Consider the following 18,992-nt stretch of genomic DNA (forward strand, 5'->3'; position numbering starts at 1 on the left):
TTAGGCTTGTATTTTGTTTTTTTTATGTGGAAAGACCAAATGTTCCAGTAGCAGGACGAAAATTACTCCCATGACGAATCCGTTTCCGACAATGGGGCGTATAAAGGCCGGGATTTGTTCAATTGCCTGGTGTGGTGCGAATGACAATAACAAAGCTACCATAAGGGGAAATCCGATAATGATACCGCTATTGAAATCCGATACGGCATTGTTACGGTTCAACATTTGCATACCTGCCGATAATTGAGACGACATAAGGTACAGTAGGATGATTCCCATGACGGTAGGCGGAATACAATTGAGTATCTGAATAAATCCCGGGAAGAATGCGCAGGCGAGTAACCCCAGGCCTGCAGGTATCAGGGTATACCGGGAAGCGCAGCCGGTGGCAGCAATGATACCGGGACTCATGGAATAGTCGACCGGACCGATGATCCCCAAGGCGCCCGATAGCATATTGGACAATCCTGTCAGAGCAACCCCTCTGTCGGTACGTTTTTTCATCCCGTCGGCTTCCAGCATTTGTCCTACGGCTTGAATCGAACCCAGTTCGTTTACGGTAAGTGCGATGAAGCAGAAGAAAAAAGAAAGTATAGCACCGGCATTAAAATCCAGCGATCCGAGCCATATAGAAAAATTTTCTTCCGTTAAGTTTGCCGGTGCCGGGAAAAGGGGTAAGTCTTCTATACTGTAATATATCAGCGTACCTGCAATGATTCCGAATAATACGACGGTGGATTTCCAGATTCCTTTTAATATTTTGTTGGCGATAATCATGCCGAATGCCAATATCAAAGCAAAAAAGAGGTGGAACAGGGCGTGTCCGGATTTTCCGAACAAAAGTTGCAGTATCACCGGAGCGAGAGTAAAAGCTATCAGGCATAGAATGACAATAATGATACGCGGGGTAAAAAGGGCCTGTAATTTCGATAACCATCCTCCGAATGCCAGTAGAGCAATGATCGCTCCACAAATCAAAATGGATGTGTAAATGGCATTTGTACCTACGGAAATGGCTGCCAGAATACCTATCAGGAGAACGGAGGCCGGTCCGATGATTACCGGTAGGCGGTGGCCCCACAGTACCTGGGCTGTCATTGCAATTCCCATGACTCCGAATAGTTTCTGCATGTAAAAAATCTGTCCGTCAGCTTCCGAAAAGTGAAGTTGTGCGACGATAATTCCCATAATAACGACACAGGGAATCGAAACGATCCACCATTGCAGTCCGTACATTAGCATTGGAAATGCTCCGGGTTTATCGTTCAGCCCGTATTTCATCGTGTTGTTTTTACCGCTTGTTTTCACTTTTTCGATTTTTAGATCAAATATAAGGATACCGGCTTATAAATAAATACTATACAAATTTTAAAATTCTTCGCCGTTTCCTTTTCATGCAAAATTGGTAAAATAATTCCATAATATTTTTATTTTTGGCATGAATTAATCGTTGTGGAGTTGGTCATTTTTAATAATTATGGGATATGAAGAAATTGTTATTTGTATTTTTATTGCTTTCTGCTTATTCGTATGTACAGGCGCAGGCCGGAGAGACATTGGTAAAGGTGGGGCAGAAGATGCCCGAATTCAAGGTGAAAATGTTTGACGGTTCGGTGATCGATAGTAAGGATTTGAAGGGGAAGGTGGTGTTGCTGAACTTTTGGGCAACCTGGTGTCCTCCTTGCCGTCAGGAACTGGCCAGGGTACAGAAAGATATTATCGATCGTTTTAGGGGAAAAGATTTTGTTTTTCTGCCGATTTCCCGTCAGGATTCCTATGACAAGATAGAGGCTTTCCGCAAGCAAACCGGATATCGGTTTCCGATGGGTATGGATACGGATCGGAAAATTTATTCTTTATTTGCTACGGCTACAATTCCCCGTAATTTTCTGATTGACCGGGATGGGAAAATTATTCTGGCTGAGCAAGGTTATAGTGAGGAGTCTTTTCAAAAGCTGATTGAAGTTATTGAACGTGCCTTGAAATGATTTCGTATCGGGATCGGTTTTGATATGGCTTATATTTAAAAATGCCTGTCGGTTAATACGACGGGCATTTTTAAATATAGCATCGAAGTCTGTTATTAACGATTAGGATTTACTTTTTCGAGAGTGAGTTCAAGGAGCTGTTTGCCGCGTTCTACGGTGAGGGTATAAGGACTGCCCAGGTTTTTAAAAAGTTTTTCCTGCTCGTCGATGGAGAGGTCTTTGGTCGGCTTATTGTTGATTTTTATGATGATATCGTTAATTTGCAATCCGGCTTTTTCTGCGGGTAATCCTTCATAAAGAGCTCTGACGATCCATCCGTTGCAAATATCTGTCCGGTCTACATAGCTGAAGCCTGTGCTGGTTTGGTTGTATGGAAGGGTAAAATTTTTATTGGGACGTAGGTAAAGGCTACTGTCCGGAATGTTTACAATGAGGTCAAAACGATTTAAAATATTGTTGCCGATGAGCCCGATGTAGTTTTTGGAGGATAATGCGCCCCGCGTATCGTTGGAATAATATGCAATGGGTTTGATTATTTTTTGATTACCGATATAGAAGGTGTCTGCCCGGAAGGTGTATGAAGAGGAAGCTCCTCCGATCCCTCCCCAGTTGGTATATGTTTTTATTTTTTCGGGCAGGATTTGTGCCAGTTTGTTTTCCCGGGCACAGTGGCTTGTCAGATCAATACTTCCGCCGTTGCCTAAGTCCAGCAGGAATTCTCCTTTGATTTTTTTGTCAGGCGTTACCTGTATTGCAGCTTGTATATATATCCGGTTTTTGCGGATGGATATGGGAAGCTTTTCATATCCTTCAGCCGAAAATTCTTTCGGATCCAGTAAATGGATTTTTTCTTTTATGTAATCGATGGAAAAGACCGAGTCTTTCAGAAAGTTCATTCCGATAATCCCGTCCGCATATTTTCCCAGGATCGGTTTCAGGTTTATGGTGACGGTATATGGAGGTGTCAGTGTCAGCGGACCGTATTGACAGTTGTATTTATCCCGGATTAGTTTTACTTTTTGAAAGGAAGAACCGACTCCCGGTAACATAGCCATGTCGGTTTGTTGCTGCGGGAGAGGAGACCGGGCCAAAAACAGGCTGTCTACGTATAAATTATCGGCTCCGGTATCGAATATAAAATTTCCTCTGACAGAATCATTGATTATTACCGGGCAATAGAGATGTCCGTAATATTTAAGCGGAATGACGTTTTTCTGAACGACCGGTAATGAGTCTGCTGTCGTTTGCGTGGCAGAGTTTGAATTCCCGGAACGGCAAGCTGTCAGACAAAACACATAAAGCAACGGAAATATAAGTCCTGTTTTCATGGTATTAAAGGGTTGTTTTACGGGTTTACAAAGTAGTGATTTTGTCTATCTGGAGCAAGGATTATTGGGAAATAAAAATGCCGGAATTCAATGAATCCGGCATTTATTTAAATATATGACTTTTTTATTTCAGTTCAGCCAACTGGGTTTCAATGGCAGCTATTTTAGCTTCAGCGTCGGCTTGTTTCTTACGTTCATTAGCGACAACCTGTTCGGGAGCACCACTGACGAAGCGTTCGTTACTGAGTTTTGCTATTACTGACTTTAGGAATCCCCGGGTGTATTTCAGTTCTTCTTCCAGTTTGGCTTTAACTTCTGCGGTATCAACGTTGCCGGTGCCCGGGATAAAGTATTCTACCGTATCAACGATAAAGCTCCACGCACCTTTAACTGCTTCGGTTACCGTTTCGGTTGCAGAGATATTACCCATTTTTTCGACAATGCTGGCAAAAGCTGCCGGATAACGGTCATTTTTCTTTACTTTCAGTTCCAGTCTGTCTTTGAAAGCGATGTTATTTTGTTTCCGGATATTCCGTATACCGACAATTATTTCTTTTACGAATTCAAATTCTTTCAGCAGATTCTCATCGTAAGGAGTGTCATTGTTGATAACGGATACCATAATACTTTCACCTGTTTTACGTTCTTTCAGGTTTTGCCAGATTTCTTCCGTAATGAACGGCATAAACGGATGAAGCAATTGTAAAAGCTCTGCGAACAGATCAAGGGTCTTTTCGTATGTTTTCCGGTCGATAGGCTGTCCGTAAGCCGGTTTGATGATTTCCAGCAACCAGGAAGAAAATTCGTCCCGGAAAGTAGTGTATACGGTCATCAATGCTTCCGAAATGCGGTATTGTTCGAATTGGGTGTTCAGGGTTTCTTTAGCTTTATTGATGACATTTTCAAACCAGGTCAATGCCAGAGCCGAATGTTGCGGTTGGGCGATGTCAGCGATTTCCCATGTTTTTACCAATTTGAAAGCATTCCACATTTTCGTGGTGAAGTTACGTCCTTGTTCCGGCAGACTTTCATCAAACAGCAGATCGCCTCCGGCGGGGGCGCACAGTAACATGCCCACCCGGACACCGTCAGCACCGTATTTATCGATCAGGTCCAGTGGGTCGGGAGAATTCCCCAGCGATTTAGACATTTTACGTCCTAGTTTATCGCGTACGATACCTGTGAAATATACGTTTTTGAAAGGCATAGTGCCTTTGTATTCGTAACCGGCCATGATCATACGTGCCACCCAGAAGAAAATAATATCCGGTGCGGTTACCAGATCGCTTGTCGGGTAATAATAGTTGAGTTCTTCATTATCCGGATGATTGATTCCGTCGAACAGGGAAATCGGCCACAGCCAGGAGGAGAACCAGGTATCCAGGCAATCTTCGTCCTGTCGCAGGTCTGACAGCGACAGGTCGGCTTTGCCGCTTTTTACTCGGGCTAGTTCCAGCGCTTCATCTTCTGTCGCAGCTACGACATATCCGCCTTCCGGTAAATACCAGGCCGGAATCCGGTGTCCCCACCACAGTTGACGGCTGATACACCAGTCTTTGATGTTTTCCATCCAATGGCGGTATGTGTTTTTGAATTTGGCCGGGTAAAAACGGATGTCGTCGTTCATAACCGGTTCCAATGCGATTTGTGCCAGGTGTTCCATTTTCAGAAACCACTGCATAGACAACTTAGGTTCAATAGGCACGTTGGTGCGTTCCGAATAACCTACCTTATTGGTATAGGCTTCTGTTTTTTCAAGTAATCCGGCGGTTTGCAAATCCTTTTCGATTTGTTTCCGGACATCGAAACGGTCCATGCCGACGTATAGTCCGGCGGCTTCACTGATTGTACCGTTATCATTGAAGATGTCGATAGCCGGGAGATTGTATTTTTCACCCAGCATATAATCATTGACATCATGGGCCGGCGTCACTTTCAGGCAGCCGGTACCGAATTCGATGTCTACATATTCGTCTTCGATAACAGGAATGACCCGGTTTACCAAAGGAACGATCACCTTTTTACCTTTCAGATGCCGGTTTTTCGGGTCATTGGGGTTGATACACATGGCGGTATCTCCCATGATGGTTTCCGGGCGTGTCGTAGCGACAACGGCATAACCGTTTTCTCCTTCGATTTTATAACGCAGGTAATACAGTTTACCGTGTTCTTCTTTGTATATGACTTCTTCGTCCGATAAAGCTGTGAGGGCTTTCGGATCCCAATTTACCATGCGTACTCCCCGGTAAATGAGATTTTTGTTAAAAAGGTCTACAAAAACTTTGATAACGCTTTCACTGCGTAATTCATCCATTGTGAACGCAGTACGTTCCCAATCGCAGGAAGCACCTAATTTACGCAATTGTTTCAGGATGATGCCCCCGTGTTTCTCTGTCCATGCCCAGGCGTGTTTCAGGAATTCTTCACGGGTTAAGTCTGTTTTCCGGATACCTTCACTTTGTAGTTTTGTTACGACTTTGGCTTCCGTTGCAATAGAGGCGTGGTCGGTTCCCGGCACCCAGCAGGCATTTTTTCCTTGCAGGCGGGCACGGCGGATCAATGCGTCCTGAATCGTATTATTGAGCATATGCCCCATATGAAGTACTCCGGTGACGTTAGGAGGGGGAATGACTATGCAGTAAGGTGTTCTGCTTTTATCTACTTCCGAATGGAAAAATTTGTTTTCCATCCAATACTGATACCATTTCTCTTCACTTTCTTTCGGATTGTAATTCGTAGCAATCATAGTTTTAGTATAAAGATTCGGAAATTCGGAAATTTAAAAGTACGGAGATATCCTCTAAATCAGTCTGTCTTTAAATTTCTGAATTCAAAAAAGGCTGCTTTTCACGCAGCCTTTATTTTATTCTTCTGATTTTTTAGTTCTTCTTCCTTTTTTCTTTTGGGCCTCCATGGCTGTTTCGAGGTCTGCTTTCTGCTGGCTTCCGTCATAGTCGCAGATGTATTTGTCGATAAGGATACGACCGCAATATTCACAGACGATAATTTTCTTGCGGGAACGGATATCCAATTGCCGTTGCGGCGGTATATTATTGAAACAACCACCACAGGCATCACGGTCGACCGTGACGACAGCCAGCCCGTTACGGGCATTGGAACGAATGCGTTTGTATGCTGTAAGCAGACGTTCTTCAATATTATGGGATAATTGTTCTGATTTTTTGATTAATTCTTCTTCGTCTTTATGAGTTTCAGCAATAATATCCTCCAATTCGGCCTTTTTGGCTTCTAAATCGGCTTTTTTCTCTTCATATTGGCGGGAAGCTATTTCAAGGGCTTCTTCTTTTTCAGATTTTGCTTTTTGAGCTTCGCGGATGCGTTTCTGCTGTAATTCGATTTCCAGCTTCTGGAATTCGACTTCTTTACTTAAAGCATCGTATTCCCGGTTGTTCCGCACGTTATCCAACTGCTCACTATATTTTTTTATCAGTTCTTCGGATTTAGAAATCTCGATTTTTTTCTGTGCGACACTTTTATCTGCTTCTCCGATTTCCGTTCTCAGGTTTTCCAGACGAGTTTCCAAACCGGCCAGTTCGTCTTCCAGGTCCTGTACTTCCAATGGAAGTTCTCCCCTTAAAGTTCTGATTTTATCGACTTCGGTATCGATGCGTTGTAGTTCGTACAGGTGCTGCAGTTTTTCTTCTATTGTCAGTTCCTGTAGTTTTTCATTGTTATTGCTTGCCATATATTATAAATAATTTATCGGATTTGTATTCACCTTAGAAAACTGAACCGCAAATTTAGGTATTTTTTTTGTAAGTAGCTCATAAAAAATCTCTTTTGTATACTGTTCACTTTCATAATGCCCGATATCGGCTAAAATAATCCGGTTTTCGGCTTGAAAAAAGTCGTGGTATTTGATATCGCCGGTGATGTAAATGTCAGCTTTACTTTGAATGGCATGGCGTATCAGGAAGGCTCCTGAACCTCCGCAGACGGCAATTTTTTTGACAGTAGGACAACAGATTCCGGTATGGCGGATCGTTCCACACCCGAAAAGTTGTTTCAACTGTTGCAGGAAAACACGGGTTTCTGTTTCTTCCGGAAGATAGCCGACAATACCGAAACCGGTAGAGGGATTTACATTATCGATGCAAACGGTATTCCAAACCGGTTCTTCATAAGGATGAACTGATTTTAGAGCTTGTATGCAAGAAGGGAGCAGGTATTCCGGGACGGTGATCTCTGTCCGGATTTCAGCTTCTGTGTGCAGGTGTCCTTTTTCACCGCAATAAGGGTGTGTACCTTCCTGGGGTAAAAATGTCCCCAGTCCTCTGTTGTTAAAAGAGCAATGGCTATACTTGCCGATGTGTCCGCCGCCGGCTTCCAGAACTGCCGTTCTTATCTTTTCGGCTTCTTTTTCCGGGGTAAAGAAGGTCAGGCTGAATAGGCGTCCGTTTGTCTGTAATACGGTTTGGTCGGTTAATCCCAGTTTTTCCGCCATTTTCCCGCTGACCCCCTTGATGACGGCGTCCATATTCGTGTGTGCTGCATACAGGTTCAGGTCATTGCGGATTGCTTTTAACAAACATCGTTTGATATAATTGTCGGGGACAAGATTTTTCACGCCTTGCAGGGTGAGCGGATGGTGGGAAATGATCAGATTATGATGTCCGGCGATGGCTTCATCGATAACGGCCTCGGTTATATCGGTACAAAGCAATGCAGAAGATACCTCATTGCCGGGGTCTCCACAGATTAATCCGGCATTATCGTAATCTTCCTGCAAACTAAGCGGTGCAAATGCTTCAATTAGAGCGGTGATGTCTTTTACATAGGTCATTTCGTGTATTTTTAATTTGCAAGGGTTAGAAATATGAGGTATTTATTCGGATTTTATATAATTTCATTACGGCCCGGTATTTTGTCCGTAAGACATGAGTACCGGGCCGATGTATATTGATTTGTAAAAAAAATCAGAACTAGATTAAGGCAGTTGCTCTTTGATAAGGATCAATTCCTCTTTGATGGCTTGGAGACGTTTGACAACTTCAAAATTGGCTTCTGTTTCAGCTTTCTGTTCGCTTAATTTCATTTGGGCCCCTTTTAGGGTCATACCTTTTTCCTTTACCAAATGGTAGATCAGGTGAAAATTGTCAATGTCGGCTTTTGTAAACTGGCGGTTCCCTTTTTTGTTTTTGTGGGGTTTGATGATATCGAATTCCTTTTCCCAAAAACGGATAAGGGATGTGTTGACCTGAAACATATCGGCTACTTCTCCGATTGAATAATATACTTTTAAAGATTGTTTTTCCGGTTCCATGATTTTCTATCAAAAATCGAAGAAAAATTGAGGTATTCGGGGCTGAAATCTCCGGAATACCTTTTTCTCCTTTAATCCATACTTTGACCTGTGTTGTTGGCGATATTTACCAATTCATCGTATTCGTCCGGGGTAAGATCATTAAAGTAATAATTGATCGGGTCCATCGGTACGTTGTTTTTTCTCACTTCGTAATGTAAATGGGGACCGGTAGAAAGACCTCCGGTGTTTCCGATAAAGGCAATGATATCTCCGCGTTTTACTTTTTGTCCGACTTTTACATTGTATCCGTTCAGATGGCCGTACAGTGTCGTATAACTGAAACCGTGGTCGATAACGATACATTTTCCATATCCCTGGCGGATTTCAGCAGAAATTACTTTTCCGTTTCCTGTAGCATGGATGGGTGTCCCGACTGCTCCGGCAAAGTCCATTCCGGCATGAAATTTTATCGTTTTATAGAATGGATGTACGCGATTCCCGAACGCAGAAGATATACGTACCCGGGGATCTTTCATCGATATTGGAATAATGGCCGGGATTGAAGCTATCATTTCAATTTTATTTTTTGCCAGCTCTTCGACATCATCGTAAGATTTACTTTGTATGTAGAGGGCTTTGGAAAGTTCATCCAGTTTTTTGGTGGTACTGATAATTAATTCGGCATTATCCAGATGTTTTAAATGCTCGTATTTGTTAACACCCCCCGATCCGGCTCTTCGTATTGAGGCGTCTATCGGTTCGGTTTCGAAGATAACCCGGTAAATATTGTCGTCTCTTTCTTCCAGATTTTTCAGTATTCCGTCCAGTTTCTCAACTTCATTGCTTAACAGATGATATTGAGCCAGGATTTCCTCATTTTCACGTTTTAAAGCTTTTTCTTTCGGGGAATCCACAAATGCAGAAACAATGAAGAAAATGACGATAGCCAGAGACACGGTGGAGAATAACTTTTTGGTAAGAATCCAGAATTGCTTTCGCAAAGTGGTTTCTATTTTATCGTATGACAGTGTCTCGGGGTTAAAGCGATATCCTGTTTTTCGCATTTGTATATATAAAATTAAAGTTTTCCGATGCAAAGTTAAAGAAATAATCTAATTTTGCAACCTTGATACAGCTGTCTCTTGTAAGCTGTAAACTATTTTTAAAGTATATAAACACAATAACATATAAATATGAAGTCGGCAGAAATCAGGCAGAAATTTCTCGATTTTTTTGAGAGTAAATCACATACGATAGTGCCATCGGCACCGATGGTGATCAAAGATGATCCCACATTGATGTTTACAAATGCCGGGATGAATCAGTTTAAAGACATTATTTTAGGTAATGTGAGTATGAAATATAAACGTGTTGCGGATTCGCAAAAGTGTTTGAGGGTCTCCGGAAAGCATAACGATTTGGAGGAAGTAGGACATGATACGTATCATCATACCATGTTTGAGATGTTAGGTAACTGGTCGTTTGGAGATTATTTCAAAAAGGAGGCTATTGCCTATGCATGGGAGTTTCTGACGGATGTAATGAAGTTGGATAAAGACAGGTTGTATGCAACTGTTTTCGGAGGTGATAAGGAAGACAATCTGGAGCCGGATATGGAAGCCCGGGAGTATTGGTTGAATTATTTACCGGAGGACCGGATATTATTTGGAAACAAGAAGGATAATTTCTGGGAAATGGGAGATATGGGACCGTGCGGTCCGTGTTCCGAATTGCATATCGATTTACGTTCGGATGCGGAACGGAAGATAAAACCTGGACGGGAACTGGTTAATAAGGATAATCCATTGGTGATAGAGATCTGGAACCTGGTGTTTATGCAGTTCAATCGTAAAGCGGACGGAAGTCTGGAAAATTTACCGCATACCAATGTGGATACCGGTATGGGATTCGAGCGTTTATGTATGGCTGTACAAGGGAAGACATCCAATTACGATACGGATGTTTTTACTCCGATAATAGGTAAAATTGCAGAGTTCAGCGGGATAAAATACGGAGCGTCAGAGGAGTCCGACATCGCAATGCGTGTGATCGCGGATCATTTGCGGACCATTGCTTTCTCGATAACAGACGGTCAATTACCGTCCAATGTGAAAGCGGGGTATGTGATTCGCCGTATATTAAGGCGTGCTGTCCGGTATGCTTATACTTATCTGAATCAGAGAGATGCCTTTATGTATCGGTTTGTTCCGGTTCTGATTGAAGTGATGGGACAGCATTATCCTGAATTGGTTTCTCAGCAACAGTTGATCGAGAAGGTTATTCGGGAGGAAGAAAATGCTTTTTTAAGAACGTTGGATAAGGGCATTAAGCTGCTGGATCGTATTATAGCCAAGACGAAAGAGGAAGATTTTGTGACAGTACCGGGAAATGTAGCTTTCGAATTATATGATACCTATGGTTTTCCTTTGGATCTTACCGAATTGATTTTGCGGGAACAGGGTCTGGTTGTAAACCGTCGGGAGTTTAAGGCAGAATTAGAAGCACAGAAAGAACGTTCCCGTTCGGCTTCTGCTGTAGATACGGATGATTGGGTGGAGTTGCTCAATGACGATGAGCAGGAGTTCGTCGGATATGACAATACGGAAATTGAAGTACGTATAGCCCGTTATCGCCGGGTGGTGACCAAAGGAAAAACACAGTATCATCTTGTTTTTAATCTGACCCCGTTTTATGGAGAAGCCGGAGGACAGGTCGGTGATAGTGGCTGGTTGACTGGGGAGGAGGAAAAAATCCGGGTCATTGATACCCGGAAAGAAAATGGTTTGACGATACATATCGTGGAGCAACTGCCTATGGATCTGACTCAGGTATTTTTTGCCAAGGTTGATTTACACCGGCGGGTATTGATTGCCAATAATCATACGGCAACCCACCTTTTGGATTATGCGTTGCGGCAGGTATTGGGTAAGCATGTTGAACAGAAGGGATCGTATGTCAGTGATGAGCATTTACGATTCGACTTTTCTCATTTTCAGAAAGTCACCGATGAAGAGTTGCGGGAAGTTGCTGCGATCGTGAATCGTTTGATTCGTCAGAATTTGCCTTTGGAGGAACGTCGGGCTGTTGCTATGAGTGAAGCGCAGAGAATGGGAGCTATTGCCATTTTCGGAGAAAAGTACGGAGATTTGGTAAGGGTTATCAAATTTGGAGATTCGATAGAATTATGTGGAGGTACGCATGTGCCTGCGACGGGGCAAATCGGTTTTTTCCGGATACTCAGTGAGAGTTCCGTTTCTGCCGGCGTAAGACGTATTGAAGCGATAACGGCAGATAAGGCCGAGGAATATATCGTCAATTATTTCGACTTAATGAAGGATGTCGAGAAGTTGTTTAAATCCAATAAAGGGGTGATGGAAAATGTCACGGCACTTTTGGAGGAAAATGAAGGTTTGAAGAAAGATATCGAACGATTTGAAGCCGAAAGCCTGAAGTTGGTAAAAGAGCGGTTGAAGAATGAGCGGATCGTTATCCGGGATATCAATCTGATATTCGAAACGACGGAACTTCCGCAGGCTAAGGTAAAAGATCTGGCCTTCCAGTTGAAAGGAGAATATGACAAAGTCGTTCTGGTACTGGGAGGTGTTTACGGAGGTAAACCTCACTTGACGGTCATGATCAGCGATGCTTTGGTTAAAGAATATGGTTTACATGCCGGCCAGATTGTCCGGGAGGCTGCTCAGGAAATAAAAGGCGGCGGCGGCGGTCAGCCGTTTTTCGCTACTGCCGGTGGTTCCGACCCTGATGGAGTGGATAATGCCATCGCTTTTGCAGAAAGATTGATTAAGCATAAACTGAATATTGGTTAATTCTGCAATATTTTTTATAAGGAGTGGTTATTTTGATATTTTTTTATACATTTGCTCTGAAAAACAAGGACCAATTAGATTTTTTAAGTATAAAATTTTGAACAATTATGAAAAGGACATTTAGATCAGTTGCAACTTTAATGTTGGCAGGGGTTGTCGTTATTTCTTGTTCTCCTTTGAATAAAATGAAAAAAAGGGCTGGAGAATTAGGTTATAAAGTAACACCTGAAGTATTGGAAGAGAAAGGGAATATGGTTGATGTAAAAATCGACGTGACTATTCCTGCTAAATTCTTTAACAAGAATGTTACGGCAGTAGCGACTCCCGTATTGAAATATCAAGGTGGTGAAAAAGCTTTTGCCTCACAGACTTTGCAGGGAGAAAATGTTCAGGGAAATAACGTTGTTGTGCCTTATGAAGCTGGTAAAACAATTTCTTACACCGGTCAGATGCCTTATGAAGACGCTATGAGAATTTCAGATCTTGTAGTGAAGGTACAGGCTTCTAAAGGTGCCAAGTCGGTTGATTTCGATCCGATTAAGATTGCTGACGGTATCGTAGCTACAGCAACTTTGGTAAATAATGATCCGGCTATTGTTTTGGGTAAAGATAATTTCCAAAGAATTACTCCGGAACAGAATGAAGCTGCTATTTATTATCTGATCAACTCTTCCCAGATTCGTAACAATCAGGTGAAATCCGAAGAAATTCTGGCTATGGAGAAATTCCTGAAGGAGGCTAAAGCGGATGAAAATGTAAATCTGAAAAACGTTGAAATTCAGTCTTATGCTTCTCCGGACGGATCCTATGACTGGAATGATAAATTAGCAAACAAACGTGAGGGTGCTTCAGACAATTTCCTGAAAAAGAATATGAAGAAAAACAAAATGGATGAATATAAGAATTTGGATTTCTTCAAGAAATATGTGGTAGCAGAAGACTGGGAAGGATTCAAAAAGGCTATGGAAGCTTCCAGCATCCGTGACAAAGAGTTGATTCTTCGTGTATTGGCCATGCATTCTGATCCGGAAGTGAGAGAAAGAGAAATTAAAAATATTGCTTCTGCTTACTCTGCAATTGCAGATCAGATTCTTCCGAAATTGAGACGTTCTAAATTTGTTGTAAATGCAGAGCGTGTAGGAAAATCTGACGAACAGATCAAAGACCTGGCTAAATCCAATCCTTCAGAATTGGATGTTGAAGAATTGTTATATGCCGCTACTTTATTCGATAACGATGCTGATAAATTGGCTGTTTATGAAACTGTAATGTCACAGTTCCCGAATGATTGGAGAGGTTTCAACGATGCCGGTATGATTCTTTTTGAAATGGGTAAAATTGCTCAGGCTAAATCCGATTTCGACAAAGCAAACAGTTTGTCTGCAAATAATAAGATTGTGAAAAACAATTTGGGTGCAGTTGAATTGAAAAACGGCAATGTGAAAGAGGCAGAAGTTTTGTTTGGTGCGGCAACCGGTGCAGGTAATGAAGTAAACTATAACAAAGGTATTGTAGCTATCATGAAAGGGGATTACAAAGCTGCTGTTGATTATTTCGGAAAATGCAACTGTGTAAATGCTGCTTTGGCTAATTTGCTGAACGGTAATAACAACGAAGCATTGAAGAAATTGAACGAAGGCAAAGACAATTCTGCATTGGCTTCTTACCTGAAGGCTGTTATCGGAGCCAGAACGAATGATGCTAATATGGTTATGTCAAACCTGAAAGATGCTTGTGCAAAAGATTCTTCTATGAAGAACCTGGCAGAAACGGATATAGAATTTGCTAAATTCTTCCAGAATCCGGACTTTCAGGCTATTGTTAAGTAATTGAACTTTAATTATAATAAAATGGCGGCTTTTATCGAAGCCGCCATTTTTTATTAGGTTTTTTTTAACACGGATTACATTTCTCTTTGTTTATATTTGTTCATAATAAAAACAGGGGAAACTAAATGAAAATTATCGCGGGTGCAATAATAATATTTTTATTGTTGTCTTCCTGTGCCCGGAAGAATGCCGTTATTGTCAGTGGCCGGGTAGAAAACGGAGATACGATTGTTTCTGTATGGGTTGATGACACGATTTATTCTTTTCCATTGGATGAGAATGGCTTTTTTGCAGGTTCGATACCGTTGCAAAAAGGCGTTTATGCCTCTTTCTTACCGAATTCTCTCGATTTGTATTTAAGTCCCGGTGAAGACCTGGAGATATATGTTAATATGTTGAATATTTCCGGATCTTTGAATTTCAGCGGAAGCTTGGGGGGGATCAATAATTATATGAAGGAGCAGGAAATGGCTGTTTTCTTCAATAAGGATTATTATGCCTTGGAAGAGGAAGACTTTGTCAAACAAATGCAACGTTTGATTGAAGAGAAGACCACATTGCTTGAAGCTAAGAATTTTGATGCTGTTTTTACGGATATTGAAAAATTGAGAATTCGTTACTCCATAGGAGAGCGTATCCTGGTATATCCGTTTTATCGGCAGCAGAATCAGGTCGGATCTTATCATCCGGGAAAAATGTTTAGTGATTTTTTATCGACTTTTTCTTTGGATCATGACGAATTGTTTGTTACCCGTGATTATCGTAAGTTCTTGTTGAATTATGTATATTTTCAAGGGGGTAACCAATACGATGCCGGAGAGAATTATACAAGTGGTATTGCCGATTATATTTTTGTTCATTTTACCAAACCGGATATCCGTGACTTTTTGTTGTCGGAAGTGGTATACAGGTATATGTGGGAAAATAATGGGTTAGAGGGAGCCGGGCATTTGCTGGAAGTTTTCCGGCGCGAGTGTAAGGATTCCAAACGTATCCAATATATTGAGGATATCGTGAGCCGTTGGGAGAAATTGTTGGTGGGAGAGCCGGCGCCTGATTTTACTTTGGAGGGAGGAAATGGAAAAACGATCCGGTTGAAAGATTTCAGGGGGAAGTATCTGTACATCAGTGTCTGGGCAAGTTGGTGTATGCCGTGTAAAAAAGAATTACCTTATATAAAGTTGTTGGAAAAGGAATATGAAGGAAAGAATATTCAGTTCTTGTGTGTATCTATAGACGGAACGGATCGGAAGTCGGAGTGGGAGAGAGCATTAAAGAAAGAAAAATACGGGGGCATGCAAGCTATTATAGATAAGAATGGGAAATTCAATCAGGATTACATGATTATCAGTGTGCCGCGTTTTATTCTGGTTGATCCGGAAGGGAAAATCGTAAGTTCGAATGCCCCCCGGCCTTCCGGCGCTATCCTGCATTTTTTGAATAAACAACAGATTCATTGATCTTTTTTAGGAAAATCTTTTGTTTTTTTTAATTAATTTATATATTTGTGTGGGTTTTCCTGAAGAAGTTCATTTTTAACAACGGTGTGATGAGAATGTCGGAGGTGTTTTGGATAATAGCGGGTTTATTATTATATGCTTGTAACTCTGATGTAACGGTTATAAAGGGAGAGATTGAGGGGTTGGAAGGAAAAATCACATTGGCGATGATCGAGCCGCAGACAAATGATACTGTTGTAATTGCAGAGCAGGATGTGGTGGATGGGAAAATCGATTTGAAAAGCAAAGGGGTGAGTGTACCGGCTTGGGTCTGGCTGAATTTGGATAAAGGACGGTCGATTGATTTTATAATCGATTCGCATCGGAAAATTCAGATTGAAGGCAGTTTGGCTGATATCGGTCGGATTTCAGTAACAGGCTCGGATTTGGCGGAAGAATATGTTTTTTTACAACAGCTTTTGGAAGAAAGGTATGATATGCCTTTGGCTGAATTGGAAAAAATGATTCATAATCTGCAACGGAGGGAAGTTCTTAATAGTCGTGGTGAATTTATATTGGCAAGTTACCGGAGGCGTTTGGAAAAATTCAAGCGGTATCGGTTTGAGTATATAGAGAAGTTGATTGAAATGAATCCGAGCCAGGAATTATCTTTGTTTTTGATATGGGATGAGCTGAAAGATAGTGCGGATGTTCAAAAAAGATTGTTTGAAAGTATGTGTATCGAGAATAAAGAAAGTAATATCTATCAGTTGTTGACTGAAAGATTGCAATAGATATAAACCACGAAAGTGGTTTTGTTTTCCCGTTTTTATTACTTAGTTGTTTTTAAGGATGCTCATTCGTGGGCATCCTTTTTCTTTTTTAAGAAAATGTTTTTCAGTTGTTGAGAGCGTGAATTTGTCTGCATTGAAAATAATATTAATTTTACCTTTTGACTTTACTTCGGTATCAAAGAAATATACGTAATAGGATATGATTAAAAAGATTATTATCCGGGTGTTGTTGGTGTTTATGATTACGGCTTTTTCTGCTGTAGTTATTGTCCAGTGGATTTGGATAAAGTATGCTCTTCAGGAACGGCAGACTCGTTTTTCTTCCCGGGTTTACGATGTATTGAACCGGGTTGTGAACCGGGTAGAAGAGATCAATTATCTGAAATATCTCCGGGAAGTCCAGAAACAATTGGGGGAAATTCAGAATTACAATGAATTGATAGCTTCTTCGGCAGGGGGGAATGTTATGGGGGGATGGTCTTCAACCTATTTGTATGATTTTTTACATACGGATATCAACCGTTTGAATCAGGAGCGTTCTTATATTGCTCCTCAGAAAATACCGTTACCGCATTCGGGGGTACGTAAGTTAAGCAACCAGGAGTTTATTGTTCAAACGATTAAATCTATTGGTTATTCGGCTGTAGACACAACCCGGGAACCCAATCTGTATTCGGTGATAAACGAGAAGTTGAAGGATTTTATGATCCGGTTGGTCAAAGAAAAGGATCCGCAGAATGTTTCAATCCAGAAGAGGTTGGAGAGTATAGATTTGCAAAGTTTGCTTACCAGTTATTTTAGGGGATATAACATACGTATACCGTTTACATATGAAATCTTATCCAGAAAAGATTTGTTGGATAAGGTAAGGGACAAGGAGCTTGAAAATTTTTACTATGTGGATCTTTTCCCTTACGATTACATTAAGAAAGATTATTATCTGGGCATACGTTTTAAATCGGTGCAACCGGTTATCATTGAAAATATGGGATGGTTGTTCTTTGCATCCGGTTTTTGTGTTTTCGGTTTATTGATCGTATTTGCAGTGACAATACTCATTATCATGCGGCAACAGAAACTTTCTGTGATGAAGAGCGAGTTTATCAATAATATGACCCATGAATTTAAAACCCCTATTGCTACTATTTCTTTAGCTACTTCTGCTATTGCTAAAGAAAAAGTTTTGAATGATAAGGAACAGTTGTTGCAGTTCAATTCGATTATTAAAAGCGAGAACGAGCGGATGAATAAATACGTGGAACGTATATTGCAGCAGGCGAAATTAGACCGTCGGGAAATTCATTTGAATCGTGTGGAAACGGATATGAATGATTTGATCCGTGAAGCGGTGGGGCATTTTATGTTACAGGTACAAACTGCCGGAGGTACTTTGGCTTGTCGGTTAAAAGTTGAAAATTTTATCCTTTACGTGGATCAGGTACATATGATGAATGTCATATCCAATCTTTTGGATAATGCCGTCAAATATTCTTCCGGAGCTCCGGAAATAGAGGTTTTTACGCGGAGAGAGGGAGATATGCGGATTATAGGAGTACAGGACCATGGTATCGGTATTTCAAAAGAGGCTCAACGGAAGGTATTTAAGCGATTTTACCGGGTACCGAGTGGAAATTTGCACAATGTAAGGGGCTTCGGATTGGGGTTGAGTTATGCAAAATCGATTGTAGAGTTGCATAATGGCTCTATGCGTCTTACTTCGAAAAAGAATAAAGGAACTTTAGTCGAGATTATTTTTAGAATAGAGTAATATATTGCTTTTTTAATTTTAAATAGTAAATTAGCCAACTAATTTATTGGAAATATTGTATGGGACAAAAGATATTATTGGTAGAAGATGATCCTTGTTTTGGTTCTGTGTTGAAGTCTTATCTTCAGTTATCTGACTATGAAGTGACGCTGTGTGTAAATGGGAACGAAGGATTGGAAGCGTTTCGTAAGGAAAGATTTGACATTTGCCTTCTGGATGTAATGATGCCGGAAATGGACGGTTTTACTTTGGGTAAGAAGATACGGGAAATCGATTCATCCGTTCCTTTCGTTTATATCACAGCCAAGAGTCTGAAAGAAGATATGAAACAAGGGTATGAGATCGGAGCAGACGACTATATCATAAAACCTTTTGATTCTGAGTTGCTGATATTGAAGATAAAAGCAATTCTCAGCCGTTGTGAGCATGACAGTGGCGAGGACAGACTGAAAGTTATTCAAATCGGAAGATATGATTTTAATACGGAATTGCGTACGGTTACCTGGGACGGGGATCAGGTTATTAAATTGACACCCAAAGAAGCACATTTATTAGAATTATTATACAAACACCAGGATGGTCTTCTGACCAGGGAAAAAGCGTTGAATGAGATTTGGGGGGCTAATGATTATTTTACGGCCCGGAGTATGGACGTATATATTACAAAATTACGTAAATTTTTTAAAGATGACGAAAGTGTCAGGATCGAGAATATTCATGGTTCGGGATTCCGTCTGGTTATAGATAAGTAAG

Annotated in this window: 14 protein-coding genes; 7 read left to right on the forward strand and 7 right to left on the reverse strand. The window is 41.2% G+C overall.

The annotated features are described in order from the left end of the window. Positions 1 to 1,308 carry a uracil-xanthine permease family protein gene (locus BN8908_RS01035; RefSeq protein WP_227461825.1) on the reverse strand — a complete coding sequence of 436 codons (1,308 nt, stop codon included), beginning with the start codon at positions 1,306 to 1,308 and terminating at the stop codon, positions 1 to 3. A 176-nt stretch (positions 1,309 to 1,484) separates the two neighbouring features. Between BN8908_RS01035 and BN8908_RS01040 the strand changes: the two genes are divergently transcribed. Further along, positions 1,485 to 1,988, forward strand: a complete 504-nt coding sequence (locus BN8908_RS01040; protein ID WP_021986768.1) for a TlpA family protein disulfide reductase — start codon at positions 1,485 to 1,487, stop codon at positions 1,986 to 1,988. A gap of 95 nt (positions 1,989 to 2,083) precedes the next feature. On the opposite strand, the gene BN8908_RS01045 is transcribed toward BN8908_RS01040, so the two are convergent. From BN8908_RS01045 to BN8908_RS01070, 6 genes are all read right to left on the reverse strand, one after another. Then, positions 2,084 to 3,316, reverse strand: coding sequence for a PDZ domain-containing protein (locus tag BN8908_RS01045; protein WP_068688477.1), 1,233 nt, complete (start codon positions 3,314 to 3,316; stop codon positions 2,084 to 2,086). 124 nt (positions 3,317 to 3,440) lie between these two features. Next, positions 3,441 to 6,062: a valine--tRNA ligase gene (locus tag BN8908_RS01050; protein ID WP_068688479.1), complete on the reverse strand. Its 2,622-nt coding sequence runs from the start codon at positions 6,060 to 6,062 to the stop codon at positions 3,441 to 3,443. Between the two features lie 117 nt (positions 6,063 to 6,179). Then, a complete protein-coding gene (locus BN8908_RS01055) occupies positions 6,180 to 7,022 on the reverse strand; it encodes a zinc ribbon domain-containing protein (RefSeq protein WP_021986765.1) in 843 nt (280 codons plus the stop codon). A 3-nt stretch (positions 7,023 to 7,025) separates the two neighbouring features. Next, entirely contained in the window at positions 7,026 to 8,120 is a 1,095-nt protein-coding gene (locus BN8908_RS01060) for a Nif3-like dinuclear metal center hexameric protein (protein WP_068688480.1), read from the reverse strand. Between the two features lie 144 nt (positions 8,121 to 8,264). Next, entirely contained in the window at positions 8,265 to 8,600 is a 336-nt protein-coding gene (locus BN8908_RS01065; RefSeq protein ID WP_021986763.1) for a MerR family transcriptional regulator, read from the reverse strand. Between the two features lie 71 nt (positions 8,601 to 8,671). Continuing rightward, the gene (locus BN8908_RS01070; RefSeq protein WP_021986762.1) at positions 8,672 to 9,646 is read right to left on the reverse strand and encodes a M23 family metallopeptidase; all 975 of its coding nucleotides are present in this window, start codon (positions 9,644 to 9,646) and stop codon (positions 8,672 to 8,674) included. 129 nt (positions 9,647 to 9,775) lie between these two features. On the opposite strand from BN8908_RS01070, the gene alaS reads away from it, so the two are divergent. The 6 genes from alaS to BN8908_RS01100 all read left to right on the forward strand — a co-directional run bounded on the left by alaS (position 9,776) and on the right by BN8908_RS01100 (position 18,991). After that, a complete protein-coding gene (gene alaS / locus BN8908_RS01075) occupies positions 9,776 to 12,409 on the forward strand; it encodes an alanine--tRNA ligase (RefSeq protein WP_068688481.1) in 2,634 nt (877 codons plus the stop codon). A gap of 107 nt (positions 12,410 to 12,516) precedes the next feature. Continuing rightward, a complete protein-coding gene (locus tag BN8908_RS01080; RefSeq protein ID WP_021986760.1) occupies positions 12,517 to 14,238 on the forward strand; it encodes a tetratricopeptide repeat protein in 1,722 nt (573 codons plus the stop codon). A 125-nt stretch (positions 14,239 to 14,363) separates the two neighbouring features. Beyond that, complete coding sequence (locus tag BN8908_RS01085; RefSeq protein WP_021986759.1) at positions 14,364 to 15,698, forward strand: TlpA family protein disulfide reductase; 1,335 nt, start codon at positions 14,364 to 14,366, stop codon at positions 15,696 to 15,698. A gap of 89 nt (positions 15,699 to 15,787) precedes the next feature. After that, positions 15,788 to 16,471, forward strand: a complete 684-nt coding sequence (locus BN8908_RS01090; RefSeq protein ID WP_118773609.1) for a DUF4369 domain-containing protein — start codon at positions 15,788 to 15,790, stop codon at positions 16,469 to 16,471. Positions 16,472 to 16,670: 199 nt separating this feature from the next. Further along, complete coding sequence (locus BN8908_RS01095; protein WP_068688485.1) at positions 16,671 to 18,239, forward strand: sensor histidine kinase; 1,569 nt, start codon at positions 16,671 to 16,673, stop codon at positions 18,237 to 18,239. A 59-nt stretch (positions 18,240 to 18,298) separates the two neighbouring features. Continuing rightward, positions 18,299 to 18,991 carry a response regulator transcription factor gene (locus tag BN8908_RS01100; RefSeq protein ID WP_021986756.1) on the forward strand — a complete coding sequence of 231 codons (693 nt, stop codon included), beginning with the start codon at positions 18,299 to 18,301 and terminating at the stop codon, positions 18,989 to 18,991. Position 18,992: the final 1 nt, after the last annotated feature.

The organism is Culturomica massiliensis, assembly GCF_900091655.1.
GTDB lineage: Bacteria > Bacteroidota > Bacteroidia > Bacteroidales > Marinifilaceae > Culturomica > Culturomica massiliensis.